General features: G+C 64.3%; 28 protein-coding genes and 1 tRNA gene. 13 read left to right on the plus strand and 16 right to left on the minus strand.

The features are described from left to right. The first annotated feature begins 182 nt into the window (after nucleotides 1-182). The 4 genes from ACO2Q4_RS11385 to ACO2Q4_RS11400 all read left to right on the plus strand — a co-directional run bounded on the left by ACO2Q4_RS11385 (nucleotide 183) and on the right by ACO2Q4_RS11400 (nucleotide 4,517). Nucleotides 183-389 (plus strand): cold-shock protein, encoded by a 207-nt coding sequence (locus ACO2Q4_RS11385; protein WP_011747293.1) that lies wholly within the window; start codon nucleotides 183-185, stop codon nucleotides 387-389. A gap of 157 nt (nucleotides 390-546) precedes the next feature. Next, nucleotides 547-1,410, plus strand: coding sequence for an AMP-binding protein (locus tag ACO2Q4_RS11390; protein WP_423319379.1), 864 nt, complete (start codon nucleotides 547-549; stop codon nucleotides 1,408-1,410). Nucleotides 1,411-1,527: 117 nt separating this feature from the next. Beyond that, complete coding sequence (locus ACO2Q4_RS11395) at nucleotides 1,528-2,166, plus strand: DsbA family oxidoreductase (RefSeq protein ID WP_423319381.1); 639 nt, start codon at nucleotides 1,528-1,530, stop codon at nucleotides 2,164-2,166. 86 nt (nucleotides 2,167-2,252) lie between these two features. Continuing rightward, nucleotides 2,253-4,517, plus strand: coding sequence for an adenosylcobalamin-dependent ribonucleoside-diphosphate reductase (locus ACO2Q4_RS11400; RefSeq protein WP_423319383.1), 2,265 nt, complete (start codon nucleotides 2,253-2,255; stop codon nucleotides 4,515-4,517). 4 nt (nucleotides 4,518-4,521) lie between these two features. Here the strand turns inward: ACO2Q4_RS11400 and ACO2Q4_RS11405 are convergent, their stop codons facing one another. From ACO2Q4_RS11405 to bioB, 7 genes are all read right to left on the minus strand, one after another. Next, nucleotides 4,522-5,328 (minus strand): alpha/beta hydrolase, encoded by an 807-nt coding sequence (locus ACO2Q4_RS11405; protein WP_423319385.1) that lies wholly within the window; start codon nucleotides 5,326-5,328, stop codon nucleotides 4,522-4,524. 27 nt (nucleotides 5,329-5,355) lie between these two features. Beyond that, nucleotides 5,356-6,228 carry an alpha/beta fold hydrolase gene (locus ACO2Q4_RS11410; protein WP_423319387.1) on the minus strand — a complete coding sequence of 291 codons (873 nt, stop codon included), beginning with the start codon at nucleotides 6,226-6,228 and terminating at the stop codon, nucleotides 5,356-5,358. 174 nt (nucleotides 6,229-6,402) lie between these two features. Then, a complete protein-coding gene (locus tag ACO2Q4_RS11415) occupies nucleotides 6,403-7,386 on the minus strand; it encodes a beta-ketoacyl-ACP synthase 3 (RefSeq protein WP_423319389.1) in 984 nt (327 codons plus the stop codon). Continuing rightward, on the minus strand, nucleotides 7,373-8,626 hold the full coding sequence (locus tag ACO2Q4_RS11420) for an adenosylmethionine--8-amino-7-oxononanoate transaminase (protein WP_423319391.1): 1,254 nt from the start codon (nucleotides 8,624-8,626) through the stop codon (nucleotides 7,373-7,375). The genes ACO2Q4_RS11415 and ACO2Q4_RS11420 overlap by 14 nt, the downstream gene beginning before the upstream one ends. Continuing rightward, nucleotides 8,623-9,246: a dethiobiotin synthase gene (bioD, locus tag ACO2Q4_RS11425; RefSeq protein ID WP_423319393.1), complete on the minus strand. Its 624-nt coding sequence runs from the start codon at nucleotides 9,244-9,246 to the stop codon at nucleotides 8,623-8,625. The genes ACO2Q4_RS11420 and bioD overlap by 4 nt, the downstream gene beginning before the upstream one ends. Next, nucleotides 9,243-10,379, minus strand: a complete 1,137-nt coding sequence (locus ACO2Q4_RS11430) for an aminotransferase class I/II-fold pyridoxal phosphate-dependent enzyme (protein WP_423319394.1) — start codon at nucleotides 10,377-10,379, stop codon at nucleotides 9,243-9,245. Before ACO2Q4_RS11430 ends, bioD begins: the two co-directional genes overlap by 4 nt. Further along, a complete protein-coding gene (gene bioB / locus ACO2Q4_RS11435) occupies nucleotides 10,376-11,353 on the minus strand; it encodes a biotin synthase BioB (RefSeq protein WP_423319396.1) in 978 nt (325 codons plus the stop codon). Before bioB ends, ACO2Q4_RS11430 begins: the two co-directional genes overlap by 4 nt. Before the next feature lie 285 nt (nucleotides 11,354-11,638). On the opposite strand from bioB, the gene ACO2Q4_RS11440 reads away from it, so the two are divergent. Genes ACO2Q4_RS11440 through ACO2Q4_RS11450 form a run of 3 tightly spaced genes read left to right on the plus strand, consistent with a single transcriptional unit; the run spans nucleotide 11,639 to nucleotide 13,289 of the window. Further along, nucleotides 11,639-12,115: a MarR family transcriptional regulator gene (locus ACO2Q4_RS11440; RefSeq protein ID WP_423319398.1), complete on the plus strand. Its 477-nt coding sequence runs from the start codon at nucleotides 11,639-11,641 to the stop codon at nucleotides 12,113-12,115. Next, complete coding sequence (locus ACO2Q4_RS11445) at nucleotides 12,112-12,870, plus strand: class I SAM-dependent methyltransferase (protein ID WP_423319400.1); 759 nt, start codon at nucleotides 12,112-12,114, stop codon at nucleotides 12,868-12,870. The genes ACO2Q4_RS11440 and ACO2Q4_RS11445 overlap by 4 nt, the downstream gene beginning before the upstream one ends. Further along, nucleotides 12,867-13,289 carry a thioesterase family protein gene (locus ACO2Q4_RS11450; RefSeq protein WP_423319402.1) on the plus strand — a complete coding sequence of 141 codons (423 nt, stop codon included), beginning with the start codon at nucleotides 12,867-12,869 and terminating at the stop codon, nucleotides 13,287-13,289. The genes ACO2Q4_RS11445 and ACO2Q4_RS11450 overlap by 4 nt, the downstream gene beginning before the upstream one ends. A 129-nt stretch (nucleotides 13,290-13,418) precedes the next feature. Here ACO2Q4_RS11450 and ACO2Q4_RS11455 read toward each other — a convergent pair. After that, nucleotides 13,419-13,502: transfer RNA gene (locus ACO2Q4_RS11455), tRNA-Tyr, on the minus strand. A 163-nt stretch (nucleotides 13,503-13,665) separates the two neighbouring features. On the opposite strand from ACO2Q4_RS11455, the gene rlmB reads away from it, so the two are divergent. From rlmB to ACO2Q4_RS11470, 3 genes are all read left to right on the plus strand, one after another. Continuing rightward, on the plus strand, nucleotides 13,666-14,463 hold the full coding sequence (rlmB, locus tag ACO2Q4_RS11460; RefSeq protein ID WP_395133834.1) for a 23S rRNA (guanosine(2251)-2'-O)-methyltransferase RlmB: 798 nt from the start codon (nucleotides 13,666-13,668) through the stop codon (nucleotides 14,461-14,463). Nucleotides 14,464-14,570: 107 nt separating this feature from the next. After that, nucleotides 14,571-14,984 (plus strand): YHS domain-containing (seleno)protein, encoded by a 414-nt coding sequence (locus ACO2Q4_RS11465; protein ID WP_423319405.1) that lies wholly within the window; start codon nucleotides 14,571-14,573, stop codon nucleotides 14,982-14,984. Nucleotides 14,985-15,170: 186 nt separating this feature from the next. Then, nucleotides 15,171-15,623, plus strand: coding sequence for a CoA-binding protein (locus ACO2Q4_RS11470; protein WP_311758963.1), 453 nt, complete (start codon nucleotides 15,171-15,173; stop codon nucleotides 15,621-15,623). Between the two features lie 88 nt (nucleotides 15,624-15,711). On the opposite strand, the gene ACO2Q4_RS11475 is transcribed toward ACO2Q4_RS11470, so the two are convergent. Then, nucleotides 15,712-16,731 (minus strand): ribose-phosphate pyrophosphokinase, encoded by a 1,020-nt coding sequence (locus ACO2Q4_RS11475; RefSeq protein WP_311758962.1) that lies wholly within the window; start codon nucleotides 16,729-16,731, stop codon nucleotides 15,712-15,714. A 104-nt stretch (nucleotides 16,732-16,835) separates the two neighbouring features. Here ACO2Q4_RS11475 and ACO2Q4_RS11480 point away from each other — a divergent pair, with 104 nt between their 5' ends. Next, a complete protein-coding gene (locus ACO2Q4_RS11480; protein WP_311758961.1) occupies nucleotides 16,836-17,435 on the plus strand; it encodes a 2-hydroxychromene-2-carboxylate isomerase in 600 nt (199 codons plus the stop codon). A 5-nt stretch (nucleotides 17,436-17,440) separates the two neighbouring features. Next, nucleotides 17,441-18,202, plus strand: coding sequence for an alpha/beta fold hydrolase (locus ACO2Q4_RS11485; RefSeq protein WP_395133830.1), 762 nt, complete (start codon nucleotides 17,441-17,443; stop codon nucleotides 18,200-18,202). A gap of 5 nt (nucleotides 18,203-18,207) precedes the next feature. Here the strand turns inward: ACO2Q4_RS11485 and ACO2Q4_RS11490 are convergent, their stop codons facing one another. From ACO2Q4_RS11490 to ACO2Q4_RS11520, 7 genes are all read right to left on the minus strand, one after another. After that, nucleotides 18,208-18,558: an H-type lectin domain-containing protein gene (locus ACO2Q4_RS11490; RefSeq protein WP_311759061.1), complete on the minus strand. Its 351-nt coding sequence runs from the start codon at nucleotides 18,556-18,558 to the stop codon at nucleotides 18,208-18,210. Nucleotides 18,559-18,654: 96 nt separating this feature from the next. After that, a complete protein-coding gene (locus tag ACO2Q4_RS11495) occupies nucleotides 18,655-19,101 on the minus strand; it encodes a F0F1 ATP synthase subunit epsilon (protein WP_311758959.1) in 447 nt (148 codons plus the stop codon). A gap of 9 nt (nucleotides 19,102-19,110) precedes the next feature. Beyond that, nucleotides 19,111-20,535 (minus strand): F0F1 ATP synthase subunit beta, encoded by a 1,425-nt coding sequence (gene atpD, locus ACO2Q4_RS11500; protein WP_311758958.1) that lies wholly within the window; start codon nucleotides 20,533-20,535, stop codon nucleotides 19,111-19,113. Nucleotides 20,536-20,551: 16 nt separating this feature from the next. Continuing rightward, on the minus strand, nucleotides 20,552-21,427 hold the full coding sequence (locus ACO2Q4_RS11505) for a F0F1 ATP synthase subunit gamma (RefSeq protein WP_311758957.1): 876 nt from the start codon (nucleotides 21,425-21,427) through the stop codon (nucleotides 20,552-20,554). Between the two features lie 12 nt (nucleotides 21,428-21,439). After that, nucleotides 21,440-22,975, minus strand: a complete 1,536-nt coding sequence (gene atpA / locus ACO2Q4_RS11510; protein ID WP_395133828.1) for a F0F1 ATP synthase subunit alpha — start codon at nucleotides 22,973-22,975, stop codon at nucleotides 21,440-21,442. Continuing rightward, nucleotides 22,975-23,532, minus strand: a complete 558-nt coding sequence (locus ACO2Q4_RS11515; RefSeq protein ID WP_423319409.1) for a F0F1 ATP synthase subunit delta — start codon at nucleotides 23,530-23,532, stop codon at nucleotides 22,975-22,977. Before ACO2Q4_RS11515 ends, atpA begins: the two co-directional genes overlap by 1 nt. Before the next feature lie 287 nt (nucleotides 23,533-23,819). After that, nucleotides 23,820-24,620, minus strand: a complete 801-nt coding sequence (locus tag ACO2Q4_RS11520) for a class I SAM-dependent methyltransferase (RefSeq protein ID WP_311758954.1) — start codon at nucleotides 24,618-24,620, stop codon at nucleotides 23,820-23,822. A gap of 51 nt (nucleotides 24,621-24,671) precedes the next feature. Between ACO2Q4_RS11520 and gloB the strand changes: the two genes are divergently transcribed. Further along, nucleotides 24,672-25,418 carry a hydroxyacylglutathione hydrolase gene (gene gloB, locus ACO2Q4_RS11525; RefSeq protein WP_423319411.1) on the plus strand — a complete coding sequence of 249 codons (747 nt, stop codon included), beginning with the start codon at nucleotides 24,672-24,674 and terminating at the stop codon, nucleotides 25,416-25,418. The last annotated feature ends 46 nt before the right edge of the window (nucleotides 25,419-25,464 follow it).

A 25,464-nucleotide genomic window follows, 5' to 3' on the forward strand; every position in this document is an offset into this window, starting at 1 on the left:
ATTTCTTATCAGAGTGCTCGGCCTTTTATTGCTTGCGTTTTTTTGGGAATCGTTCATCCTCTCGGACGCGTGAGCACGACTTTCTACCGCCTCCCTTCACGGGGCAGCCGGACTTACGGGAAAGGGCTGCACGGCCCCGGCCAGCAATTACGCCCCGGGTGACTTGAAGGAGAGACGGTATTATGGCTACCGGCACCGTGAAATGGTTTAACGCCACCAAAGGCTATGGCTTCATCGCGCCCGACGATGGCGGCAAAGATGTGTTCGTGCACATCTCGGCTGTCGAGCGTGCGGGCCTGACGGGCCTCAACGACAACCAGAAGATCGCTTACGAACTGCAATCCGGCCGCGACGGCCGCAGCTCGGCTTCGGATCTGAAACTGCTCTGAGCAGCAGGTTGGCGAACAGGAAACGGCCCGTCCAGGACGGGCCGTTTCTTTTTGCGAGACCGGGCTCACGATATTCCGGACCTTGTGCAACTGCGTTTGTTTTTCTGATCACCGACAATTGGTTATCAGGTCGCGCATTGCGCGATTGGAAAATTGAATGAACCTTGCCGAAGAAATCCTTCGCGCGGGCGCTGACCTGCCGGACCGGCTGGCGCTTTCGGCGCTTAGCCTGAGCCGGGCCGATCGCTGGTCGCATGCGCGACTGCGCCGCGCGGTCCTTGGCGCGGCGACGGGCCTGACCGAAGCGGGACTGCGCCCCGGCGACCGGCTGCTGCTGCCGCTTGCGCAAGGACCTTATCTTGCCGTGGCCTTTCTGGGGGCAATTGCCGCGGGAATCCTGCCAGCCGCGTTGCCGCCCCGACCGGATCCGCGTGACCTTCGGGACGCGATTGCGGCGCTTGAACCGGCGATGATCCTGGCTGATGCCAGCATGCCGGTGCCAAGCCAGCCCCCTTGCAGACTTGATCCCCGCGCGCTTGCTGGCTTCGAATCCCTGCCCGCTGCCGGGTTCGCCGACCGCGATGCAGAGGCGCCAGCCTATCTGGTGTTTTCCCAAGGCGCGCCGCTGGTCCGCCGCCACGGGTCTGCTGCCGGCCTCCCTCAAATCGCCCAGAACCTGGGCCTGTCCGCGCAGGACCGATTGCTGCACGTGATGGCGGCTGACGAAGCGCTGTCACCGGAGCTCGGCTTGCTCGCACCGCTGGTATTGGGGGCGACAGTTCTGATCCCCGCAGCGGGCCTTGCCTCGGCTCAATTGCCCCTGCTGGCGTCACGCCATGGTGCCAGCATCATCGCCGCCCCCGCGGCGATCCTGTCACAGATGCTGGCCACCGACTGGAAACCCTGGGCCAGCCTGCGGCTTGCCCTTGTCTCGGATGAGGAGACCCCGGCCCCTGCCCTTCGCGATGCATGGTGCGGGCGAACGGGGGGCGAATTGCGGACGGCGCTGCGGATCGGATAATCGTCACCCTGCACGCCCGGCCCTTGCGCGCCGCGCTCAACCGCGCGAATACCGGGAAGCCGCAATAGCGGTCCCGTATTACCAGCCTTGCCCAAAGGCCCATCGCAAGGATCGCTGATGACCGCCCAAGTTCGTCTCGACATTTTCGCTGACCCGGTCTGCCCCTGGTGCCTGATCGGCAAGGCCGAACTGGACCGCGCGCTGGAAAGCCGCCCGGAACACCCGTTCGCGATCACCTGGCAGCCTTTCCGTCTTGATCCGCAGATGCCGGCCGCCGGCATGGATTATGTCGCCTACATGAAGATGAAATTCGGCGACGAAAAGGGCATCATCCAGGCGATGAAGCCGGTGATGGAAGCGTCCGAGCGGCTGGGCCTGTGGATCAACCCCTCGCTGATCGAACGCGTCCCGAACACGTTGAACGCCCATCGCCTGCTTTACTGGGCCGGGCTTGAGGGAGTGCAGACCCCGGTCATGTCCGGCCTGATGCGTGCGCATTGGCGCGAAGGAAAGAACATCTCGAACCCCGACGTGCTCGTGGCCATCGGCGAAAGCGCGGGGATGAACGGCGAGGTGGTCCGCCGCCTTCTGGCCACGACCGAGGATCGCGACCAGGTCGCCGCGCGCGAAATCCACGCCCGCGAGCGCGGCATCAGCTCGGTTCCGACCTTCGTCGTCGCCGACAGCCATGTCGTATCCGGCGCGCAGCCCGCCGCGCTGTGGATGCAGGTGATCGACGAGCTGACTGGGCCTTAATGCCGCAGGGGGCCCCCGGCCCTTTCCTGCATCCGATCCGGCGACTATGATCTCCCCTCAGCCGAAACCGTGCCGAGGACATCCCGATGAACCGTTTCGCCGCCCCGATCGCCGAGCAGATCTGGGACATGAAATATCGATTGAAGAACGCCGAGGGCCAGCCCCTTGACCTGACTGTCGAAGATGGCTGGCGCCGTGTCGCCCGCGACCTCGCCCGCGTCGAAAAGGATCCCGCCCAGTGGGAGGATCGATTCTACGCCGCGATGGAGGACTTCCGCTTCCTGCCTGCCGGCCGCATCCTTGCTGGCGCGGGCACCGGCCGCGACGTCACGCTGTTCAACTGCTTCGTCATGGGAACGATCCCCGACAGCATGGGCGGCATCTTCGACATGCTGAAGGAAGCCGCGCTGACCATGCAGCAGGGCGGCGGCATCGGCTATGACTTCTCGACGATCCGCCCGCGCGGGGCCGAGGTCAAGGGCGTGGCCGCCGATGCCTCAGGCCCGCTGAGCTTCATGGACGTCTGGGACGCGATGTGCCGGACGATCATGTCCGCAGGCAGCCGGCGCGGTGCGATGATGGCGACCATGCGCTGCGACCATCCCGACATCGAATCCTTCATCGAGGCCAAGCAGGACAGCGCGCGCCTGCGCATGTTCAACCTGTCCGTCCTGGTGACGGACCCCTTCATGCAGGCGGTGCAGGACGATGGCGGATGGGACCTGCAATTCGGCGGCAAGGTCTATCACACCGTCAAGGCGCGGGATCTTTGGAACCGGATCATGCGGGCGACCTATGATTTCGCCGAGCCGGGCGTGATCTTCATCGATCGGATCAACCAGCAGAACAACCTGCATTACGCCGAGACAATCTCGGCAACCAACCCATGCGGCGAACAGCCCCTGCCCCCTTACGGCGCCTGCCTTCTGGGGTCCGTCAACCTTGCGCGGCTTGTCGACGCGCCCTTCACCCCCGACGCGCACATCGACGCCAAGGCGCTGGACGAACTGGTCCGCACCGCCATCCGCATGATGGACAACGTCATCGACGCTTCGAAATTCCCTTTGCCGCAGCAGGCGGAAGAGGCGCGCACCAAGCGTCGCCTTGGCCTTGGCGTCACCGGCCTTGCCGATGCGCTGCTGATGGTCGGCCTGCGTTACGGCGCGGGCGAAGCCGCCGACCAGACACGCGCCTGGATGAAGGCCATCGCACGCTCGGCCTATCTGGCCTCGGTGGATCTCGCCAGGGAAAAGGGAGCCTTCCCGCTTTTCGACGCCGAGCAGTATCTGAAATCCGGCTTCATGACGCGGATGGACGATGATGTCCGCGAAGCGGTCGCAAGCCACGGAATCCGCAATGCGCTGCTGACCTCGATCGCGCCCACCGGCACCATCTCGCTTTACGCAGGGAATGTCAGTTCGGGCATCGAGCCGGTCTTTGCCTTCACCTATATGCGCAAGGTCCTGCAAAAGGACGGCAGCCGCACCGAGGAAGAGGTCGTCGACTATGCCGTCCAGATGTGGCGCGATCTGAATGGCGACGCGCCTATGCCCGACTGGTTCGTGAACGCCCAGACGCTGGACCCGCAGGATCACGTTGCCATGCAGGCGGCGGCACAGGAATGGGTAGACTCCTCGATCTCCAAGACCATCAACTGCCCCGAGGACATTTCCTTCGAGGCGTTCAAGGACGTTTACCTTGCCGCCTGGGATCAAGGCTGCAAGGGGTGCACGACCTATCGCCCGAACGCGGTGACAGGCTCGGTCCTGTCGGTCAGCGAATCCACCGAGGCCGCCCCCGAGACGGATAGCGGCGCCGATGTCGTCTATCTGACCGAACCGCTTGACCGCCCGCCCGCGCTTGAGGGCGCGACCTACAAGCTGAAATTCCCCGGCAGCGAGCACGCGATCTATATCACGATCAACGACATCGTGCGGGCCGGGCACCGTCGTCCCTTCGAGGTGTTCATCAACTCGAAGAACATGGAGCATTATGCCTGGACCGTCGCGTTGACACGGATGATCTCGGCCGTGTTCCGGCGGGGTGGCGATGTCAGCTTCGTGGTCGAGGAGTTGAAGGCCGTCTTCGATCCGCGCGGCGGCGCATGGATCGAGGGCCGCTATGTCCCCTCGATCCTGGCGGCAATCGGGGGCGTCATCGAACGCCACCTGATCAGCACGGGCTTCATCGCGGGCGAAGGCATGGGACTGAAATCGGACCCGCAATCCGAAATCGTCGCGGTCGGGGAACGACCGCGCGGTCCCGCCTGCCCGTCCTGCGGACAATACGGCATGCGGATGATCGAAGGCTGCATGACCTGTCCGTCCTGCGGCCATTCGAAATGCGGCTAGCCCGTCAGGCGACCTGCGCGGCGGCCCTGGCGGTCGCCGCGCGGGCATTCGAGACGGCCCAGTTCAGGGCCGCATCCGCGACCTCTTCCCACCCCTCATCCAGGCACGTCCAGTGCGACCGGCCCGAAAAGATGCGCAGGTCCGTGCGCGATGGCGCGCGCCTTTGCTTCTCGTAGATCGCGCGGGTCATCGAGGCATCGGCGATCAGGTCGAGCTCTCCTCCGATCATCAGCAAGGGCGGACGGACAGGATTGTCCCATCGGATCTTCATCGGCCGGACGACGCCGTTCCAATAGACGCGGCCGGGCGTCGGCACGATATAGCGGTCATAAAGTGCGTCATGCTGTCCGGCCGGGGCAGTCTGCGCAAAGCGCGTGCGGAAGAAGTCCCGCGTCATCACCTTTGATTTGCGCCAGCTGAGCGGGTCGAGAAAGACCGGCAGCGCCGAGCGCAGCGCATGGGGATGGATCGGCACGCCGGGTGTCGGTGCAGGATTGATCGACACCCCGCTGACCCCCAGCCCGCGGTCCAGCAAATGCTGGACGATCACGCCGCCCAGCGAATGCCCTATCAGGATCGGAACCTCGGGCTGGTCGGCGATGATACGGGCATAGTGATCGACGATCTCGCGCTGTCCCAGCTGCGCCAGCGCCGGATCGGGCGCGCGCCGCAATTCGGCCGGGGGGCGATCGTCATGGGGCCAGTCCGGGGCAAGGACGCGATGGCCCGCCGCCTCGTAACGACGCTTGACCCCATCCCAGCTTGCGGAATTGAGCCATGCGCCGTGGATCAGGATGATCGTTTTCGACATGTGGTGTTCCTGTCTGGCAGTGAATGCCTAGCGCGGCTTGGCGCGGTGGCGGATGAAGCTCGCGATCCATTCCGCCGCGAGTTCGGGAACCTCGTGCTGTGGCCCGTGTCCCATCTGCGGCAGGACCACCAGATGCAGGGACTTCCACGCCCTGCTCAGCGCGAACCAGTTCGGCGCGGGAAAGACGATTTCGTGATCGCCGCTGATGACAAGAATCGGGACTGTGCCTCGCGCCAGAAAATCACGATAGCCGCCCGGGTCTGGAAACGTATCGGTGGCCGCGCGATCCTTCAGAAGCCGAAGATAGGTTTCGGGCGGAATTTCCGGGCTGCGATCGCCCCGACGGGCCGCGATGCGCTGGTGCGAGGCCTCGGCCGCAGCGCGGCTGGCGGCCGAGGCCGGTTCGAAGAACAGGATCGTCTCATCCGCAAGGTCGTTGACCGGTTTCAGCGCGGTCTCAAGAAAGATCGGCTCGGAAGGATGCTCGACCGGACCGGGGGGCGTGGTGCCGATCAGGACCAGATGTGACACGCGGTCGGGCACCATGCAGGTCGCCGCCTGCGCGGCCAGCCCGCCGATGGACCAGCCCGCCAGCGCGAAGGTATCGACGGCCAGCGCATCGGCAAGGTCGATCACGTCCCGCGCCATCGCCTCGGCCCGATAGCTTGCCTCTCCTCCCGATTGGCCAAGGCCGGAATAATCGAAGGTGATCACGCGAAAGCTGCGCGCGAGGTGGTCCAGGAAAGCGGGATCCCAACTGTCCAATACACCGCGAAAGCGCAGGCACAGGATCAGGGGTGGCCCGGACCCGATCTCGCGATAGGCAAGAGTGCGGCCATTGGTTGCAACGAAACGTGTGGGGGTGGCGCGGGCAGAAATCTTGTCGGCAAGGGCAGTCATGAACCCTCCTTCCCGTCAACGATGCGAGAGCAGAGCTGGCCCGGTCCCGCTATATATGTGCAAAAAGATCACGTATCGGCAAAGGTTTGTAAATACAGCGCGAATGAGGTTCGGGCCGATTCAGGTTGCGGCCGGGGGCATTTGCCCGAAAGCTGGGCATTCGAGCCCCTCCCCCTAGCCTTGCCAGAGGGTAGCCCCCCAGATCGCACCCGCGCCGAAGGCCTGGATCAACATTGGTCCCGCTGGCAGGCCGCCGGCCTCGGCCACATGCCACGACATGGCAAGCGGAATGGTCGCGGCCGACGAGTTGCCGTGCCACTGCAACGTGCCAAGCCGCAGGGTGTCGGAAAGCCCGGTGCGGTCTGCCACCTTGTCGAGGATGCGCGCATTGGCCTGGTGTGGCGCCCAGCAGCCCAGTTCCGCGGGAGAGACACCGCCCAGCGCCATCACCTCGCGCGCGGATTGCGCCATCGCCTCGACCGCCATGGAAAACACCGCGCGGCCATCGGGCATCTGCATCCCCAGCCCCTCCAGCGCATCCGGGGCAAAGGGCAGACGGCTGCCGCCGCGCGGGATCCGGATCGCATCGTAATGCGCCCCGTCCGATTGCAGGCGGGTCGCGCGCGGTCCCTGCCCCGGCGCACCCGGCTCCAGAAGCACCGCACCCGCCGCATCCGCGAACAGGATCCGGGTCGAGACGTCGGCGGGATCGATCCTGCGCGACAGCAGGTTCGCCGCGATGACCAGCACGGGCTGGCCGCTTAGCCGCACATGTCCCGCACCAAGGATCAGCGCGTGCACGAAGCCCGCACAGGCCCCGGCCAGATCGACCGCCCCGCATCCCAGCCCAAGGCGATGCGCGACCAGCGGCGCGGTCGGCGGCAGCAGGTGATCGGGGGTCGATGTCGCGAGCAGCAACAACCCGACCCTGTCCGGCGCACATCCCGCCTGCCGCAGCGCCATCGCACCCGCGGGAATGGCCAGATCGCTCAGCGCCTGGTCAGGGGCAGCATAATGGCGCGCCCCGATCCCACTGCGCGCCGCGATCCAGCCCGGGGGCAGATCCATCTCGGCCTCGATCTCGGCGTTCTCGACGCAGCGCGTGGGCAGGTAGTGGCCAAAGCCAGCCATGCGAACGCCGGGATCAGCCGAAGACATCTGCGGCCTCGATCATCGCGTCATGACAGGCGCGCAGCTCCGCCCCGGTGCTGCAATAGGGCGGCAGCAGATAGACCGTGCGCCCCAGCGGCCGGATCAGCAGGTCGCGCTCGGCGAAAAAGCGCATCAGTGCGGGGCCGGTATCGGCCATGTAATCCGCGCCCCCCGCCCCGATCTCGGCGGCAAGGATCGTGCCCATGCACCGGACGGAGGTCAGGCCGGGATGCCCCTCCAGCCGCATCGCGCCTTCGGCCTGTTCTGCCGCCACCGCGTCGATCCGCGCCTGCACGGGCTCTTCTCGCCATATCTGAAGGTTGGCACAGGCCGCGGCGCAGGCGATGGGGTTCGCGGTATAGGACGAGGAATGGAAGAATGTCCGGCTTCGGTCCGTCGACCAATGCGACTGGAAGATCTCCTCGCGGCACAGCGTTACCGCCAGCGGCAGATGCCCCCCCGTGATCCCTTTCGAAAGACACAGGATGTCCGGCGCGACGCCCGCGTGATCGCATGCGAGGAAGCGGCCGGTCCTGCCCCAGCCGGTCATCACCTCGTCCGCAATCAGCAAGACTCCGTGGCGCGCGCAGATGGCCGCCATCTCGGCAAGGATCGCGGGCTGGTAAAACCGCATTCCGCCCGCCCCCAGCACCAGCGGCTCAATCAACAGCGCCGCCGTGGTGGGATCGCGAGCAAAGCGTTCAAGACTGTCCAGAGTCGCCTGCTCCGAGCCCGGCTCGGGGAACGGAATCCGGTCGACCCCGAACAGCAGCGGTTCATAGGGCTGGGTGAAGCTGCCCCTTTCGCCCGCCGACATCGTCCCGACGGTATCGCCGTGATAGCTGCCCTGCATCACCACGACGCGGTGGCGCGGGCTGCCCAGATGCCGGAAATGGCCCAACGCCATCTTCAGCGCGACCTCGACCGAGGTCGAACCGCTGTCGCTGAAAAAGACGCGGCTCAGCCCCGCAGGCACCATCTTCAAAAGCCCATCGGCGAATTCGCGGGCGGGTTCATGGGTGTGACCGGCAAAGATCACCTGATCCAGACGCCCGGCCTGATCCCGGATCGCCTGAACGATGCGTGGATGGCAATGGCCATGGGTCACTACCCACCATGACGAGATCGCGTCAAAGACCTGCCGCCCGTCCTCATCCAGAAGCCAGGCGCCCTCGGCCGAAACCACCGGGCGCATCGCGGGAAACAGCGCGTGCTGCGTGAAGGGATGCCAGATCGGAGAGGTCATGCCCCCTCCACGCGAAAGGCGTCCACGGGAAACCCGGCATCAAAGGCGTGGGTCAGGCGCTCGGGGCTGACCTGTCCCATCCAGTCCAGCCGGCCAAGGCGGCGCACCCGTCCCATCCGTTCGATCGTGGCTTCAACTTCGGGTTCGGGCGCACCAACAAAGGCGATGCCGTGGACCGGAACCCCCGCACGGCGCAGGGCGGCAAGGGACAGAAGGCTGTGGTTGATCGTGCCAAGTGCGGTGCGCGCGCACAGGATCACCGGCAAGCCCCAGGTCGCGAAAAGGTCAAGGAAGGTCCGTTTGGCGTCCAGCGGCACCATCAATCCGCCCGCCCCCTCGATCACCAGGGGACGGATCGGTGGCGGATCAATCGTGCGAATATCGATTGCCACCCCCTCACGTGCGGCGGCGATATGGGGCGAGGCCGGCAGACGCAGCCGCCATGCCTCGGGCAGGACGGGACGGCCCGACAATTCCGCGACGATTTCGCTGTCGGTCTGCTCGTCCAGCCCGGACTGCACGGGTTTCCAGTAATGCCCGCCAAGACGCGCGGTCAGCCCGGCCGAGAACATGGTCTTTCCGATGCAAGTATCGGTCCCGGTTACGACGAAAGCCGTCATCCGATGTCTCCTTTTGCCGCAAGATGCCCCAGCAGGTCGAACAGCATGTCGATCTGGCCATCCTCGGGGTTCATGGTGATGGACAGCCGCAGCCGCTCGGCCCCCTTGGGGACCGTCGGCGCGCGGATGGCCCTGATGTCGAAGCCCTGCCCCGCCAGCATCTCCGAGGCCGCAAGGCTGCGGGCATCGCCCGGCACGGGTACCGGCTGGATGTGACTGCCGCTGGGGGCAAGGCCGATCTGCCGTGCGCGGACAGCAATGCGATCGACCCGCGCCTGCAATGCCCGCCGCCGTGTCGCGTCCTGCGCAAGATGGGCCAGCACGCCGCGCAGGATCTGGGCCAGCAGCGGCGATGGCGCGGTGGAATAGATAAAGCTGCGGGCGCGATTCACCAGAACCGAGATCAGCGCCGGCGCCGCACAGACAAAGGCGCCCTGCACGGCAAGCGCCTTGCCGCAGCCATGCATCAGGACGATCCGCTCTTGCCCCGCCAGACCCGCCGCGATGCCGCGCCCGCCGGGACCTAGGACGCCGGTTGCATGGGCCTCGTCCACGATCAGGAAGGCATCCTCTGCCTCGGCCAGTGCCGCCAGCGCCGCGACGGGAGCAAGGTCGCCGTCCATGGAATAAAGGCTCTCGACCGCGATCCAGACACGGCCCATGCCGCCATCGCGCCGCCAATCGCGCAGCACCTGTCGCAGGCTCTCCAAATCGTTATGCGCAAAGGCCCGGCTTTCGGCACGGCCAAGCCGGATGCCGTCGCGCGAACTGGCGTGCAGCAAGGCGTCGTGGAGAACCAGGTCAAGGGCCTGCGGCAGGGCCGAAAAGATGGCAAGATTGGCCGAGAAGCCGGAACCGAAATAAAGCGCGCTGCCGGTTCCGAAGAAAGCCGCAGCCTCTGCCTCAAGCGCTGCCAGGGGATCGTGATTGCCCCGCAGCAGCCGCGCCGCACCAGAGCCGACCGGAATACCGCTTTGCAGAGCGACATTTGCCAGTTCCCCCAGCAAGGGCGACATGCGCAGGCCAAGATAGTCGTTCGAGGCGAAATCGATCCCCTGAACGGGGCGCAATTCGCGCAGACGCTGACGCTGCGCAAGGCTGTCGAGCAAGCCCTGATGCGCCGAAAGCGTCATTCCGCCGCTTCCTGCAGACCCTCGGGGCGGATGCCCAGCCGGTCGAAAAGCTGGCGGTCGCGATCCTCGGCCGGGTTCGCGGCGGTCAGAAGCGTGTCCCCCATGAAGATCGAATTTGCCCCGGCCATGAAGCAAAGGGCCTGCATCTCGTCGCTCATTGCGGTGCGGCCCGCGGAAAGGCGGACATAGCTTTGGGGCATCAGGATCCGGGCCAATGCGGTCGTGCGCACGAAATCCAGAGGGTCGATCGGCGCTGCCGCCTCAAGCGGCGTTCCGGGCATCGGGATCAGCATGTTGATCGGAACGCTTTCGGGATGAACGGGCAGATTGGCCAGGGCCAACAGCATGTCCACACGATCGCCCGCCGCCTCGCCAAGACCCAGGATTCCGCCCGAGCAGACCTTGATCCCCGCCTCTCGGACACGCGCAAGGGTCTGGAGACGGTCGGCAAAGCTGCGAGTGCTGACGACCTGCGGGTAGAAGCCTTCCGAGGTGTCGATATTGTGGTTGTAGTAATCCAGCCCCGCCTGCTTCAACTCATGCACCTGGTGATCCGACAGCATCCCCAGCGTCATGCAGGTTTCCATCCCCAGCGCGCGCACGCCCTGGATCATCGCCACAAGCGCCGGCAGGTCGCGATCCTTCGGCTCACGCCAGGCGGCGCCCATGCAATAGCGGGTGGCCCCGGCGTCCCGTGCGCGCCGCGCCTCGGTCAGGACGCGCTCGACCTCCATCAGCTTCGAGGCGCTCAGCGTCGCGCCGTTGCGGGCGGACTGGCTGCAATAACCGCAATCCTCGGGGCAGCCGCCGGTCTTAACGGACAGCAGGCGGCTGACCTGCACCCGGTTCGGTTCAAAATTCTCCCGATGAACCGTCTGCGCCTGCAGCAGCAGGTCCGTGAAGGGCTGACGATAGATCTGCGTCGCCTCATCACGAGTCCAGTCATGGCGTGTCGCCCAAGAGTCTTCGGGCATCCCGACCTCCGATTTCCAGATAATTCCTGTTCTGGGGGATGTTTGCTAACTTCATCATAGATTTTTGCAAGAATTAATTTCTGCATCTCAATCTATTATCTATACTTATGCCGGGATGACGCGGCTCACCCGCACATGACACGCTCAGCCTTCGAAACTGATGAATCCGCCAATCTCGCACGATCACAGCCGCCCGCCGGCATAACGAGTGCTTTCAACAGCCCATTCTCCCCACGCACAGGCGCCACCCTTGTTTTTACATTAGTGCTAATATAAAATCCGCCCATGAAAACCATGCATCCGCCCGGACTGGGTGAGCTTCTGCGATATGTCGGCGAGTTGGTCGATGCTGGCGCCGCGCAGCGATATCGTGAACTTGGCCTGCCCTATCGCCCCCGCTACACGCCGATTCTGCGCGCATTGATCGCGGGACATGCCACGGTGACGGAAATCGTCGCACACAGCCACCTGACCCAAGGCGCCGTCAGTCAGACCGTCGCACTGATGGTCATGGACGGGCTTCTTGCTCGCGAGGGGGTCGAGGACGGCCGCAAAAGCGCCTTGCACGTGACCGAACGCGGCAGCGCGATGCTGGGCATCCTTCAGAACCATTGGCAGGACACCTTCGCCACGATCGAGGCGCTGGAAGCCGAGACCGGCCACCCCCTGCGGCTAGCCCTTGAAGACGCGGCTGATGCGCTGGAACGCACCGGTTTTGCGGCAAGGCTGCGGCTGGCGGCACAGGAAAGGAAACAAACATGACCAAGACTTCGAACCGGACCAACTGGTTCGACCAGGGCGGGCGCAGCTATGCCCTGTTCCGGCCGGAATATCCGCCGCAGCTGGCGGCCCGGCTGGCGGAGCTTACCCCCGGTCACGGGCGGGCACTGGACGTCGGCTGTGGAACCGGTCAATTGACCGTGCAACTGGCCGAGCATTTCGACGAGGTGATCGGACTGGACCCCAGCGCCGAACAGGTGGAAAACGCCACGAGGCACCCGCGCGTCACCTATCTTCGCTCCGCCGCCGAGGACATCCCGCTGGGTGACCACGGGGCCGACCTGATCGCAGCCGCGCAGGCCGCACATTGGTTCGACCGCCCCGCATTCTATGCCCAAGCGCGCCGCCTTGCCGTCCCGGATGCGATCATCGCCCTGATCAGCTATGGCGTCCTGCATCTTGACGACAACGCCCTGAACGACCGGTTTACAAAGTTCTACCGCGACGAGATCGACCCGTTCTGGCCAGCAGAGCGCAAGCTGGTCGACGGCGGCTACGCCGATATCGAGTTCCCGTTCGACGAACTGCCTGCCCCCACCCTTGCCATCGAACGAGATTGGGAACTGGGCGAGTTCCTGGGCTATATCTCGACCTGGTCCGCCGTGCGCCGCGCCGTCGATGCGGGACAGGACGGCATCCTGACCGACTTCGTCCGGGAACTTTCCGACCTTTGGGGTGACGACCGGCACGCGCATCGCGTCACCTGGCCCATCAACATGCGGGTAGGACGGATATGAGCACTCCCGCCCTTGGTTTGCTTCACCGCGAGACCATGCGAGTTGAGGCGCGCCACACAGTCCCCGCCATTGCGCCCGACTGGCCCGGCTTTGCCGACATGCCCCCGGTCCTCGCCACGGCGATCATGGTGGGGTTCATGGAGCAGACCTGCATCACAGCGCTTCGCCCATACCTGCAGGCAGGGCAGCATACCGTCGGAACCCGCGTGGACATGAGCCATGTCGCCGCAACTCCGGTCGGAATGCGGATCACGGCAGAGGTCGAACTTACCTCGGTTCAAGGACGGACGTTGACGTTCCGGGTATCCTGCCACGACGATGCTGGCCTGATCGGCGAAGGGACCCACAACCGTGCCATCATTGACGTCGAACGGTTCCTGGCCCGCGTCGCAAGCAAGCAGGGTGAAGCGGGGGCATAGCCGGCAAGCATTGAAAATGCGCGATCACAGCACCCGTCGCGCATCCATAACGCATTGTTTCCTTGGGATTCATGCGCCGCGCATCTGGGCGTTCATCCACCATCTTCAATATCATGTCATATTGGGAAATGGTGGGCGACCCTGGAATCGAACCAGGCATGGGTCTCCCCGGCGGAGTTACAGTCCGCTGCCGCACCTTGCAGCACGTCGCCCGCCGAACGCCTCGGCGTGGGGGGTGATTACCCATAGGGGGCGGGGGCGTCAAGCGCTGAAACGGGGAAAAATCATCCTGCCGGCAAGAACTGTGCAGGACCCAGCGAAAGGTTGCATTTGTCGGCGATTTCTGCGCTACCACTAACGCAAGCAAGGAAGCGTCATGGCCGAGAAACCGCAGAAAACGAAGAAGCCCACCTGGGTAATCGACAAGGAACGTGCGCGCCGTGCCGCTGCCGCCGAAACTGTCTGGCTGTTCGGCCTGCACGCGGTCCGCGACGCGCTGGCCAACCCCGCCCGTGAAAAGCTGCGCCTTGTCGTGACCCAGAACGCGCTGGACCGGCTGGGACCCCTGCCCGATGGGATCGAACCAGAGATCGCGGATGCGCGCAGCTTCGACAAGTCCGTGCCCCTTCCCCCAGAAAGCGTCCACCAGGGGGCCGCGCTTGAGGTGAAGCCCCTGAAATGGGGCAACCTGGCAGATCTGGCGCTTTCGGGTCCGGGCAGGCCGCTGCTGGTTGCGCTGGACCGCGTGACCGATCCGCATAACGTCGGCGCGATCCTGCGCTCGGCCGAGGTGTTTGGCGCGCGCGCGGTCATCGCGCCGTCGCGCCACAGCGCGCCTGAAACCGGCGCATTGGCCAAGACCGCCTCGGGCGCGCTGGAGCGACAGCCCTATCTGCGGGTGGGGAACCTTGCGGACGCACTGATCGAATTGAAAGAGATGGGCTATCTGGTCCTTGGGCTTGACGGCACCGGAGAAGAGAGCCTGCCCGACGCGCTGGCCACCCTGTCTGGCCGTGCCCTCTGCCTGGTCCTTGGGGCCGAGGGACCCGGCCTGCGCGAACGCACACGTGAGACCTGCGACAAGATCCTGCGCATTCCCTTTGCTGCGGATTTCGGATCGCTCAACGTCTCGAACGCGGCGGCAGTCGGGCTGTACGCGGCCTCACGCATCTGAGGCTGGGAATCACAACGCGGATAGCTGTGCCCCACGCAGGTTGAGATTCGGGCGGGGATTTGTCAGATCAATAGCATATCCCCATTCGCATTGCCCTCCTCACTGCCATGATTCGAACTATCGCCCTGCTTCTGTCCCTGACCTTCGCGAGCCATGCCGCGCAGGCGCAGGAATGGGCATTGGACGGCATGGATCCCGTTTCCTATAGCCGTGAGGGCGCGGCGATTCCGGGACGCTCGGACATCGTGACCATGTGGCGCGGCAAGTCCTGGCATTTTGCGACCGAGGACAACCGCACCGCGTTCGAGGCCAATCCCCGTGCATTCGCGCCGGGATTGGGCGGGCTTTGCGTCGTGGCTTTGTCCGAGGGTCGGTCCGAGCCGGGTAACCCGCGCTATTTCGCCGTGATCGGCCAGCGGACCTATCTTTTGCGGTCCGAAGCGGCACGGAGGCGCCTTCTGGCCGACCCGCAGCACGTGCTGATGCAGGCCAAGGCGGTCTGGGCGCGCCTTCATCCGTAAATTTTTCACAAAATGGTGAAGCCTGTGGAACTTTCGGGCCACAGTGCGCATTTATTTGGGGAACATGGGCACGGAACGCTCATGTTCAGATCACTGTCCCTCGTTCCGCGACTTGCGCCCGGCCAGATACACTGGACCGGGCGCTTTTTCCATGCCACTTTAGTTTGAGATCTGGGGGAGGATCACATGCAGTATGCCATACTTCGCGACATCGGTGTTTCGCCGATGGACGATGACATTGCACGAATCGCCCGCGAAACACGCTGTATCGCCATGGTCGGTCTGTCGCCGAACGAGTTGCGCCCCGCTTGGGGCGTGGCACGGTTTCTGAAGTCCCAAGGGTACCGAGTGATTCCCGTAAATCCGTTTCATGCAGGCACCGAGATCCTGGACGAGCCCGTCTTTGGCAGCCTTGCGCAGATTCCCGCCGATATTCGCGTCGATATGGTGGATATTTTCCGGCGGGCCGAGGCCATCCCCTCGATCGTCGATGAGGCGCTTGCCCATCTGCGTGATGTGCGGACGATCTGGATGCAACTTGGCATCTTTCACGAGCCCGCCGCGCAGCGCGCGCGCGCCCGCGGCCTGACTGTGATCGAGGATCGCTGTCCGAAAATCGAGTTCCCGCGCTTCCTGTAACGGGACCTTCCTGCAACGGAAAAGCCCCGGCCGCCATCTGGCCGCCGGGGCTTTCGGACGTGGATGGGCCACGCCGCGATACCGTCTGTCAGAAGCCGGTATAAAGACCTTCGTAGATCGGACCGAGCGTATCGACCTCGAAGAGCGAACTGACCGAAGTGCCGTTCCAGATGTTCAGGATAGCCTGCGCGAACATCGGTGCGGTCGGCACGATGCGGATGTTGCTGGCCGAACGAACCTTGTCGCCCGGCTCGATCGAGTCGGTGATGACCAGCGATTTCATTACGGATTTCTGCACGCGCTCGACCGCGGGGCCGGACAGCACGCCGTGCGTGATATAGGCATGAACTTCGACCGCGCCATGCTCGGTCAGCACTTGCGCCGCTTTGCACAACGTCCCGGCCGTGTCACAGATGTCGTCGACGATAATGCAGGTCTTGCCCGTCACGTCACCGATCACGGTCATCTCGGCAATTTCGCCCGGCTTTTCGCGACGCTTGTCGACGATGGCAAGGGGCGCTCCGATCCGCTGCGCCAGTTCGCGCGCACGCGCGACGCCGCCGACGTCGGGGGAAATCACCATCAGGTCCGACAGGCGGTCCTTGAAATGGTGCTTGATGTCCAGCGCAAAGACCGGAGCGGCGTAAAGGTTGTCCACCGGGATATCGAAGAAGCCCTGGATCTGTGCGGCGTGCAGGTCCAGCGTCAGGACCCGGTCGACGCCCGCCTCGGTCAGCAGGTTCGCAACCAGCTTGGCGCTGATCGGCGTGCGCGCCTTGGCGCGGCGGTCCTGCCGGGCATAGCCGAAATAGGGGATCACCGCCGTGATGCGCGATGCCGACGAACGCTTCAGCGCATCCGTCATGATCAGCAGTTCCATCAGGTTATCGTTCGCGGGATTCGAGGTCGACTGGATGATGAACATGTCCTCGCCACGGACGTTCTCATAGACCTCGACGAAGATTTCCTGGTCGTTGAAACGTTCGACGCGCGCCTCGATCGGAGCGACGTTCATGCCGCGATGCATCGACATGCGCCGGGCAATGGCATTGGCCAGCGGCCGGTTGGCATTGCCCGCAATAAGCTTGGGTTCGGTCATGGCCGGCATGGCTTGCTCCGTCTATCAGAATTGGCTGGATTATTGCTGGATTCGTGCGATTGCACACCGCTTATCACCGGGTTAGCTTGCCCGCAAACCCCGGAGGCCCGCTTATGGCGCATATCGACTATTACTTTGGGACACAAAGCCCCTGGACGTATCTTGCCGGTGCCCGGCTTGAGGAAATCGCCGCACGGCACGGGGCCGAGATCACTTACAAACCCGTCGACCTGCTTCAGCTTTTCGACCGGACCGGCGGCGTTCGTCCGGCGAACCGCCATCCTTCGCGGCTGGAGTATCGCGATCAGGAATTGCGGCGCTGGTCCGACCTGTTGGGACTGCCCCTGAACATGCGTCCCGCCTTCTGGCCGGTAAACGCCGCCCCCTCGGCCTATGCCGTGATTGCGGCACAAAAGGCTGGCGGAGGGGATCTGGCCGGGCTGGTGCAAAGCTTTGTCCGCGCCGTCTGGGCCGAACAGCTGGACATCGCCGATGATGAGGTCATCCGCGCCAAACTGTCTGGCGCGGGCTTTGATCCGGGTCTCGTCAACAGCGGGCTTTTCATCGGCGCACAGGTATATGAGCGCAATCTTGAGGAAGCCGTCGAAGCCGGTGTCTTCGGCGCTCCCTTCTATATCGTGCGCGAAAGCAACGAACGTTTCTGGGGACAGGACAGGCTCGACTTCCTGGACCGGCACCTCGCCGCGCTGTGATCGACATGAGCCCAAGAACATGGCCGGGCAACCAGGATCGCCCGGCGCTGGCGCTGCATTGCATGATGGGCAATGCCAGCTATTGGCGCCCCATCGCCGCGCAGCTTCAGGATCTGGTGCAGATAACTGCGCCTGACATGCCCGGCCACGGCGCCAGTCCCGACTGGGATGGCGGCCCACCAGACTTTCACACCACCGTCACCCGGCAGGCGGCGGCCCTGATCACGCGTCCGCTGGACCTGATCGGGCACAGCATCGGTGCGACGGTCGCCCTGCGCATCGCGGTCGCGGCACCCGAGGCCGTGCGCAGCCTGACACTGATCGAACCGGTTCTTTTCGCAGCCTCGCCCGATCCCGACGATACCGAGGAATTGCAGGAAATCAGCGAGATGGCGCAAAATGGTGCGCCCGAGGATGCGGCGCGGCGCTTTCTGACGACATGGGGTGGTCTCGATTGGGACATGCAGACCCCGGCTGCTCGCAAGCGATTGGCGCGGCAGATGGCAATGGTCGTTTCCGGCAATGACACCCTGCTGCATGACAGCGCCAATATCCTGCGGCCGGACGGGCTGGAATCAATCGACGCACCGGTGATGCTGATCATGGGGCAGGATTCGCCGAACTCGATTCCCTCGATCGCCCAGGCCTTGGCATCGCGTCTTCAGGATGTCGGCCGGGCCGTGGTTCAGGACGCCTCGCACATGCTGCCGATCACGCATCCGACCCAGACGGCCGAACTGATCCGGCTGAACCTTGAGCGCGCCTGAAAGACCTAGTCGTCCTCGAAATCGTCATTGTGGCGCAACGGCCCGATCGCCATCCAGCTGGCCCGGACGCGGGCAACGCGGGTGTCGCCCCAGGTGCGAAACTCGATCTGGAAACCGTCGCGGCTGACCTCGGCCGCGCGCAGGTCGGCGCGCTGGTTCGCATTGGCGCCGATGTCCCACATCACCATCGACACCTGCACGCTCGGCGGTTCGACAAAGGGTTCGCTAAAGCGAACCTCGCGGCGTTCCAGTCGCGGCCCCTCGCCCGTCCACATCGCGCTGCCGTCTTCGAATGCCGAGAACATGTCCACGACACCGCTGGCCACACCGACCGCGAAGTGATCGAATCGCCGCAAAACCGTTACCTCCGGTGCATATTTCAACGCTGCCTTCAAAACTAGTAAAGCCCCGGAACCTCCGGGGCTTACTGTTGTCTGGCATCGCAGCGCCGCTTAGTGCAGGAAGTTCGACTTTTCCGGGTCCAGACCGATATGGGTGCCAAGGGCCTCCATATCCGCAAGCAGCTTGACGGCTGCTGCGACGATCTCTTCGCCCGTGCTCGAACGCTCCTTCGCGACCTTCACCTGACGCTGGGCCTGAGCCATCATCTCGTTGAAGATCTCTTGCGTCATTTCGGCGCGCGGATGGCCACGCTCGGCCAGAAGGGTGACGGATTCGTTGTTGATCTCGGCGAAGCCGCCGGTCACCGCGAATTCCGTCTCCGACCCGTCAGCCTTGACCACGGTCACAAGACCGGGCCGCAGGTTGACGATGGCCGGCGCATGGCCGGGCATCGCCGTCAGGTCGCCATCGGCGCCGGGCAGGCGCACCTCGCGCACGGGAACGGAAAGCAGGTTCCGTTCCGGCGAGACGAGGTCGAACTGCATCGTGTCGGCCATGTTGCCCCCTTACGCCGCGTCAGCGGCGAGACGCTGAGCCTTGGCTTTCACTTCCTCGATGCCACCGACCATGTAGAAGGCGGCTTCCGGCAGGTGATCGTACTCGCCATTGACCACAGCCTTGAACGACTTGATCGTGTCTTCCAGCGGAACCTGGACGCCGTCCGAGCCGGTGAAGACTTTCGCAACGTCGAAGGGCTGGGACAGGAAGCGCTGGATCTTCCGGGCGCGGGTCACCGTCAGTTTGTCCTCTTCCGACAGTTCGTCCATGCCAAGGATGGCGATGATGTCCTGCAGCGACTTGTACTTCTGCAGGATACCCTGAACCGAACGCGCGACGTTGTAGTGATCTTCACCGACAACCGCCGGATCAAGGATCCGCGAGTTCGAGTCGAGCGGGTCGACGGCCGGGTAGATCCCGAGTTCCGAGATCGCGCGCGACAGAACGGTCGTGGCGTCAAGGTGGGCGAAGGTCGTGGCCGGAGCCGGGTCGGTCAAGTCATCGGCCGGGACGTAGACGGCCTGGATCGAGGTGATCGAGCCCTTCTTGGTCGAGGTGATGCGTTCCTGCATCGCGCCCATGTCAGTGGCCAGCGTCGGCTGGTAGCCCACGGCGGACGGGATACGGCCCAGCAGCGCCGACACTTCCGAACCAGCCTGGGTGAAGCGGAAGATGTTGTCGACGAAGAACAGAACGTCGGTGCCGGAGGCATCGCGGAACTGTTCGGCCAGCGTCAGACCGGTCAGCGCGACGCGCATACGGGCTCCCGGCGGCTCGTTCATCTGGCCATAGACCAGCGCCACTTTCGATTCCGGCAGATTGTCCGGAACGATAACGCCCGATTCGACCATCTCGTGATACAGGTCGTTGCCTTCACGGGTCCGTTCGCCAACGCCCGCGAACACCGAGTAGCCCGAGTGCACTTTCGCGATGTTGTTGATCAGTTCCATGATCAGAACGGTCTTGCCCACGCCTGCGCCGCCGAACAGGCCGATCTTGCCGCCCTTGGAATAGGGTGCCAGCAGGTCGATGACCTTGATGCCGGTGACCAGGATTTCCGAAGCCGTCGCCTGCGAGGCGAAGTCCGGAGCCGGCTGGTGGATCGCACGCTTGTCGGTGACGGTCAGCGGCGCACCTTCGTCGACGGGCTCGCCCACGACGTTCAGGATGCGGCCCAGCGTCACGTCGCCCACCGGAACCATGATCGGCTCGCCCAGGTCGGTGACCGGCAGACCACGGACCAGACCTTCGGTCGCGTCCATGGCGATGGTGCGGACGGTGTTTTCGCCCAGATGCTGCGCGACTTCCAGAACCAGGCGCTTGCCGTTGTTCTCGGTCTCAAGAGCGTTCAGAATCGCGGGAAGTTGGCCGTCGAACTGTACGTCCACGACGGCGCCGATCACCTGCGTGATTTTTCCTTTGGCCTCTGCCATGTTATACCCCTACGTGTCAGAGCGCCTCGGCGCCCGAGATGATTTCAATCAGTTCCTTGGTGATCGCAGCCTGACGCGAGCGGTTATACTCGGTGGTCAGGCGGTCGATCATGTCGCCCGCGTTGCGCGTGGCGTTGTCCATGGCGCTCATCCGCGCGCCCTGTTCGGACGCCGCATTCTCCAGCAGCGCCGCGAAGACCTGCGTTGCCACCGAACGGGGCAACAGGTCGGTCAGGATCGCGTTTTCGTCCGGCTCATAGTCGTAGAGCGCCGAGGCACCGGCCTCGGCCGTCTCGTCGAGAACGGCGGGGATGATCTGCCGGGCAGTCGGAATCTGGCTGATGACGGATTCGAACCGGTTGTAGAACAGCGTGGCCACGTCGAACTGGCCCGCGTCGAAGCGTTCCAGGATCTCGTCGGTGATGCCGCGCGCATTGTCATAGCCAATGCGTTTGACTTCGCTCAGATCGACGTGATGGACGAACAGGTCGCCGAAATCACGTTTCAGCTGCTCGCGGCCCTTCTTGCCCACGGTCAGGATGGTCACCTCTTTGCCCTGCGAGCGAAGCTCGGCAAGGTGCTGACGGGCAAGCTTGACGATGGACGAGTTGAACCCGCCCGCAAGCCCGCGCTCCGAGGTCATCACCACCAGCAGGTGACGGCGATCGTCGCCGCTTCCCGCCAGCAGGCGCGGCGCCGCGTCCGAGCCGGCCGCCGAAGCGGTCAACCCGGCCATGACAGCAGCCATCCGATCAGCATAGGGCCGCGCGGCTTCCGCCGCTTCCTGCGCGCGGCGCAGTTTCGCGGCGGCGACCATTTGCATCGCCTTGGTGATCTTGCGCGTGTTCTTAACGCTGCCGATCCGGTTCTTTAGATCCTTGAGGCTGGGCATCTATCCCTCCCCTCAGGCGTAGGTCTTGGCGTAACCGTCCAGCGCTGCCTTGATCGATGCTTCCAGCTCGCCCGCGATCTTGCGGTCGTTCCGGGTCATGTCATCAAGCAGATCGGCTTTCTGGTTGCGCAGATACTGGATCAGGCCCTGCTCCCACTTGGTCACGTCCTTGACCGGAATGGCATCGATATAGCCTTTGGTACCGGCATAGATGACGATCACGATCTCGGCGTTGGTCAGCGGCGAGTATTGCGGCTGCTTCATCAGCTCGGTCAGGCGCGCACCGCGGTTCAGCAGCTTCTGCGTGGCGGCATCCAGGTCCGAGCCGAACTGCGCGAAGGCAGCCATTTCGCGATACTGGGCCAGTTCCAGCTTGACCGGGCCGGCAACGGATTTCATCGCCTTGGTCTGTGCGGCCGAGCCGACGCGCGACACCGACAGACCGGTGTTAACGGCCGGGCGGATGCCCTGGAAGAACAGTTCCGTTTCCAGGAAGATCTGGCCGTCGGTGATCGAGATCACGTTGGTCGGGATATAGGCCGACACGTCGCCTGCCTGGGTTTCGATGATCGGCAGGGCCGTCAGCGAACCGGCGCCGTTGTCTTCGTTCAGCTTGGCCGAACGCTCCAGCAGGCGCGAGTGCAGATAGAAGACGTCGCCCGGATAGGCTTCGCGTCCCGGCGGACGGCGCAGCAGCAGCGACATCTGGCGATAGGCAACGGCCTGCTTGGACAGGTCATCATAGATGATCAGGGCGTCCATGCCGTTGTCGCGGAAATATTCGCCCATGGCGGTCGCCGAATAGGGCGCCAGGTACTGCATCGGAGCCGGGTCCGATGCGGTCGCGGCGACGACGGTCGTATAGGCCATCGCACCGGTTTCTTCCAGCTTCTTCACCAGCTGCGCGACGGTCGAACGCTTCTGACCCACGGCGACGTAGATGCAGTGCAGCGTCTTCATGCCATCGGCTTCGCGGCCGTTGTAGTTCTGCTGGTTCAGGATCGTGTCGAGCGCGATCGCGGTCTTGCCGGTCTGGCGGTCGCCGATGATCAGCTCGCGCTGGCCGCGGCCGACGGGGATCATGGCGTCAACCGATTTCAGGCCGGTCGCCATCGGTTCGTGAACCGATTTGCGCGGCATGATGCCGGGGGCCTTCACGTCGGCAATGCGGCGCTCGACGTTTTCCAGCGGGCCCTTGCCGTCGATCGGGTTGCCGAGCGCGTCGACGACGCGTCCCAGCATACCCTTGCCGGCGGGAACTTCCACGATGGCGCCGGTACGTTTGACGGTGTCGCCTTCCTTGATCGAACGGTCGTCGCCGAAGATCACGATGCCGACGTTGTCGGTTTCAAGGTTCAGCACCATGCCGCGGATGCCGCCCGGGAATTCGACCATCTCGCCAGCCTGGACCTTGTCCAGGCCATAGACGCGGGCGATACCGTCACCGACGGACAGCACCTGCCCGACCTCGGCCACCTCGGCGTCCTGACCGAAATTCTTGATCTGATCCTTGAGGATGGCCGAGATTTCGGCTGCCTGGATTCCCATTATCCGACCTCTTTCATAGCATTCTGGAGGGAGGCGAGCTTCGAGCGGATCGAGCTGTCGATCATCTGCGAGCCCAGTTTGACGATCATGCCGCCGATGAGGCTCTCATCGACGCGCGTGTTCAGCTTGACTTTCTTGCCCGATTTGCTGGCGAGAGTCTCGGCCAGGCGGGTCTTCTGGTCCTTGGTCAGCTCCTGCGCGCTGACGACATCGGCGGTGACTTCGCCCTTGGCTTCGGCGATCAGGCCGCGCAGCTTGGCGATGAATTGGGGCAACGTGAACAACCGGCGGTTCCGGGCCAGCAGGCGCAGCGTGTTCGCCAGCTCGACCGACAGCCCCATGCGTTCGGCCAATGCGGAAATCGCGGCCTCCTGCGCGTTGCGGTCGTAAAGCGGCGAGACGGTCAGGTCACGAAGATCCGCGCTTTTACCATAGGCGGCAGCCAGGTCGTCGACTTGCGTGGACAGGGCATCAAGACCCGAATCCTTCACCAGTTCGAAAAGGGCCTGTGCATAACGCCCGGCGATATCAGCGGAAATCGAAGCGGAATTGGCCACGGTCATCCTTCCGGTTTGCGCAAGCTCCGCTGGCGGGCCGGTCAGTGGAACCGGTCTGTCACGGAGCGCAGGTCAAGAGGAACTCCAAGCCGTGCCCGACCGAACGTTCCCGAAAATCTGCCGCGTCCTTAGCAGGTGATTTCTTGTGCCGCAACCGCATTGCACACGGAAAAGCGAGCGTTTCCGCCCTTAGTTCGATGACGCCGCGTGGTATGGAAGAACGGTGGCGCTAACGCCACGCGGCGATCCGCCGACACTTACCATTCCGAGAGGAAGTTTGCCGAAATTCAACCGTCGCGGGAAAGCTGTCCCTTGCCTTCGCGGACGTGTTTTCCGCGCCCAGTGGCGGGCTTCGGACGGGCGATGCCCTCCAGCACATCCAGCGGGCTTGGCACGCTGACGCGTCTTGTCTTGCCGATGGGGGCCTGCACCTGCTTGCTGAACTCGGCCAGGGTCACGCCCGCCACCAGCATCTGGCTGATGCGCAGTCCGGTCCGCTCCCACATCTGTGCGCTGCGCAGCCAGAAGCGCCGGTCCGAGGGCGGGATGTAAAGCGCGGCCCCCGTCGCCTCGGTGACGAATCCCGCGCTGCGCGCCAGCGCTTCCAGCTGTCCGGCGGTGTAGCTTCTTCCGAAGCCGAACGGCGTCGCATCCGAACGCGCCCACAGCCCGGCCCGATTGGTGGCCATGACCAGCATTCTGCCGCCGGGACCAAGGACGCGCGACGCCTCGGCCAGCAGCGCCTGCGGGTTGTCGCCGGATTCCAGCGCGTGAAGCAGCACCAGGCGATCGACGCTGCCCGTATCCAGCGGCCACGCGGTCTCTTCGCACAGGACCGAGCAGTTCGGCAGGCCGGGCGGCCAAGCCATCACCCCTTGCGGCCCCGGCATCAGGCTGATGACCCGACGCGCGCGGCCCCGATAGGGTCGCAGCAGTGGCGCGGCAAAGCCGTATCCTGCCACGGTCATGCCCGCGGATTGGTCGGGCGGCCAGGATTGCGTCAGCCGGTCGCGCAGCACCTTTTGCACCACGCGCCCCAGCGCCCGGCTGTAGTAGAACTTTCGCAGCTCGATCACGTCCTGATGCATTGCGCCTCTCGTTCCGTCGGGCCAGACTGCTGCAAAGTAAAGGAATTGCCAATGCCGCTGGAACTGGTTCCCGTCCGCTGCCTGACCGACAACTATGCCTGGCTTCTTCATGGAAACGGGCAGACCGCACTGATCGACGCGCCCGAGGCCACGCCGATCCTGGCCGAATTGAAAGCGCGCGGCTGGACGCTTAACCTGATCGCCCTGACCCATCATCATGCAGATCACATCCAGGCCGTCCCCGAGATCGTGGCAGCGACCGGGGCAAAGGTCATGGGAAATCCCGCGGATGCCGCCCGTCTGCCCCGCCTGGACCTGCAGGCCGCGGTCGGCGCCAGCGTCGAGATCTGCGGCGAAGCCGCCGAAGTGATCGATGTTTCCGGCCATACGATCGGCCATGTCGCCTTTCACCTGCCCCAGTCCGGCATGGCCTTCACGGCAGACAGCCTGATGGCACTGGGCTGCGGCCGCCTGTTTGAGGGATCGGCCGAAATGATGTGGGAAAGCCTGTCTCGGCTGAACGCCCTGCCCGGCCAGACGCTCATCTGTTCGGGGCATGACTATTGCCGCGGTAACGGCGCGTTCGCGCTTTCCGTCGATTCCGGGAATGATGCATTGCGGCAACGCCTGGACGACACAGCTGCGGGTCGCCGCCCCTGCGCACCTGCGACGCTGGATGACGAACGCGCGACCAATCCCTTTCTGCGCCCGCGCGAATTGCGGGACGGGCTGGGCATGACAGGCGCATCGGATGCCGATGTTTTTGCAAGACTTCGCACGATGAAGGACACGTTCTGACCCGGTCCTTGCGGCATACCAGAAGCATTGCAGCAGGTGCGGCGCC

It is taken from the genome of Paracoccus sp. KR1-242 (genome assembly GCF_049446195.1).
In the GTDB taxonomy this organism is placed as follows: Bacteria; Pseudomonadota; Alphaproteobacteria; order Rhodobacterales; family Rhodobacteraceae; genus Paracoccus; species Paracoccus broussonetiae.